Source organism: Acetivibrio sp., from assembly GCF_035371925.1.
GTDB lineage: Bacteria > Bacillota > Clostridia > Acetivibrionales > Acetivibrionaceae > Hungateiclostridium.
This window is the reverse complement of record NZ_DAORXT010000160.1, coordinates 1-3,071: the sequence shown is the minus strand read 5'-3', so window position 1 is coordinate 3,071 and position 3,071 is coordinate 1. Positions and strand designations below refer to the sequence as shown.

2 protein-coding genes are annotated in these 3,071 nt (G+C 38.6%); both read right to left on the bottom strand.

Going from position 1 to position 3,071, the window contains the following annotated elements; translation table 11 throughout:
- Window positions 1–2,153 (bottom strand): DNA methyltransferase (locus PLH43_RS13400; RefSeq protein WP_324363942.1); only part of this gene is annotated, 2,153 nt, incomplete at its 3' end.
- A 55-nt stretch (window positions 2,154–2,208) separates the two neighbouring features.
- Complete coding sequence (radC, locus tag PLH43_RS13395; RefSeq protein WP_324363940.1) at window positions 2,209–2,892, bottom strand: DNA repair protein RadC; 684 nt, start codon at window positions 2,890–2,892, stop codon at window positions 2,209–2,211.
- Window positions 2,893–3,071: the final 179 nt, after the last annotated feature.

Genomic DNA, 3,071 nt, shown 5'->3' with positions numbered 1-3,071 from the left:
AATTTCTTTTCCTCTGCAATCTTCCACAGCGGTTCCATTTCTTCCGTTTTGAAGTCATTTATATCCTTGCTTCTCAACACATCAGCAAATTTCATCTCATCTTGAATTCCGCCAGCATACAAGCTTGCCAGGTAGTAATCATACTTTTTCTTCACAAGCTCAAGCATCTGGTTGATTTCATCATGAATTTCCTGCTGTTTTTTTACGTCCTCCCTGGTTGCGCTGCCTGTTTTTTTTAATTCCTTATACTTTTTCATTACAGAATCCATATAATTTTCATAAGACACTTCAAATATTGGGTATTTCTCATTTTTAACCTTTACATGATGCCTATCGGTTCCTATAATACTATTTCCCACTTTCAAATGATGGTCAATAAAAGACAAAGCCTTATCATTGGATGCAGATATCAACCATAGGGAAAGCTTGGCAAGCATTACCGCAAGAGGATTTATATCTATTCCGTAAATGCAGTTTTCTACAACCCTTCTTTTCCAGTGTCCAATGTCAACGTAAATATCCTCATCACTTTCCCAATTATTCTCACATAATATATCCACAATTCCGTTTGCAAGCCTGTATGCTGCATTTACCAGGAAGTGGCCGCTTCCCATAGCACTGTCAATAACCGACAGGCTTAAAACCTTATCTTCGATAAATTTTACAGTTTCTTCGTCTATACGCCTCTGTATACGCTTTTTTCCAGAATCGGTGGGCTCGTACGCAAGTGCGTCAAAGTCAGTTTTTAATAATTCTTTCAATTCATTCTTAAGCTCCTCAAGCTTCCTTCCCACTGTATTTGATACTATGTATTCAACCACGTCTTCAGGGGTATAATATGAACCCGTATCCTTTCTTTCAGTGGCATCCTGAGAAAGGTATATATCTCCTGGTTCGATAATGTTTGGTTCATCTGATTTCCTTAAAGTAAGTCCTCGAGTTTTCAGATACTGTACTTTTCCTTTTGAAATACGTTTTACCATTCTCTCGTCTGCGATAAACAAATTGAATTCCAGAAGCCCTTCGTATATGGACCCAAGGTTCCTCACCGAAAGGTCCTTGTATTCAATTTTTTCAATATAGCTGTTTGTCTTTCTGTCCTTCTTATAGGCTATCTCCGCTAAACACTTTATCAGCCATCCGTTTGCAATTCTGTACTCCCTCAATATGGGTTTATCACTGTTATCAAAAAGCCCGCCGTTATAAGTCCTGTCGACATAAATCCTCAAATGCTCATCCAGTCTGTCCCAGAAATCAAAGCCATTTTTAATTTCGTGTGCCTTTCCCTGATTTAAAACATCCTTCGCTTCTTCACACAACTTGAAAAAACTGTTGTTCCTGTAATCAACATCCTCTTGATTGCATGGCAGCAGCCCCCTTGACTCGGCATACCCGAAGAAAAGCATGCGGAACAAAAGGGTAATCGCGTCCTGGTAAATCATCCGGCATGTTGTTCTGTCATACTTTTCATACCCCATATTTTCTTTGAAACCATAACACAGGTCCTTTAAAATCTCTTCTGCTTTACCTCTTAGGAAATCTTCAATCTGTTCAGCCTTTTTATCCGACTTCTCCTTGATTTTCTCAATTACAAGTTCACCATCATCTTCACGGTAGTATGTCCTGACATTAAAGAACAGGTTGAAAAGCGTAAACGCTTCATCTGGACTTTCCATATTATTTACGCTGTTTTCAATATCTACTTCCAGGTAGTTCTCGTACGGACTTACGTTTCTGGTGTTATAAACCCTCCACTTGTACCCGTTGGTCAGCATAGCCCATTCAACGCCATTCTCTTTTGCAGCCTTTACTGCATTAAAAGCATAGTACTTTCCTTTCTTTTTTGAATCCAAATCAAATCCTTTTGAAACGGCATACAACACTGCAACCGGTCTATCTCCGGAAGCAGGAGGGTTCGTATATAATATAATTATATTGTCCTTAACTGGTGGATATTTAAAACCCATTGTATCAAGGACCGGTCGGATAAAGTCTGTAAACCAATTAGTATCACTGCATTCATCATGCCATTCCTTAATTGTTTTGTATTTATTCAAAATGTCCTGGCCTGTAATGTCTTTGTGTTTTTGCTGTTCTATGTATTCTTTTATATATGTTTCTGAAAACAGGTAATGATTATCAAAAAAGCTCATTACTGCACCTCTTTTGTCCTGTAAAATTATGCTATATGCTTAGTATATAAAAATATCAAACATTTATCAAACCTTTCTCAGCAAAGCTAACATATCTCTCTCCGGCAACTATAATATGATCAACAACACCTATAGATATAGCTTCAAGGGCCGCAGTTATTCTTTTTGTCACCTCTATATCCGCCTGAGAAGGTTGCAAGCTGCCCCCAGGATGGTTATGTGCCAAAATCACACTATTAGCCTGGTGCCTTAGTGCTGTCTCGACAATCAACCTTGGATAAACTGGTGCCTCGTTAATTGTTCCCTCATGAACCAATGCCGCATAATTAACCCTGTTCTGTGCATCCAAACATATCACAAAAAACGCTTCATAGGTCCTGCCAGCAAAAAGAGAGACAGCGTACTCACCAGCCTTTGACGAGCTGTTAAGAACAGGCTTGTCTCCCCATTTTCCTTTAAAATATCTTCTTGCCAGTGAAGGAATCAGTGAAACTAAAATAGCTGTGTTTTCACTTACTCCACACCGTTTGCATATGTCCTTCGGGTTAGCTTCAAACAGCCCTGCCAGTGAGCCAAATTCCTTAATCATCTTGTGGGCAAGTTCATTTGTGTCCCTCATCGGAATGCAGTAGAACAGAAGCATCTCCAGCACCTGATGATCTTCGAAAGTATCCAATCCTTCTGTCAAATATCTGGTTTTTACTCTTTGCCTGTGTCCCTCATGTAGTTTTTTATCCATTGACTCCTCTTGCAAACACTATATAGCACTTGATTCATACGTCTGAAATTTTGTATAAATCAGCATGTAATCTTACTTTATATTGAAAATTTTAATACCACATCAGAACAATTATATCACAAATACTGTACAATAAAACGGATTGTGAAAAATATTTTGCCGTCCTCTTATTTCGACAA

What these genes read in the sequence shown, in the direction of transcription:
- radC (WP_324363940.1), bottom strand. Translation starts at nt 2,892, where the DNA reads ATGGATAAAAAACTACATGAGGGACACAGGCAAAGAGTAAAAACCAGA.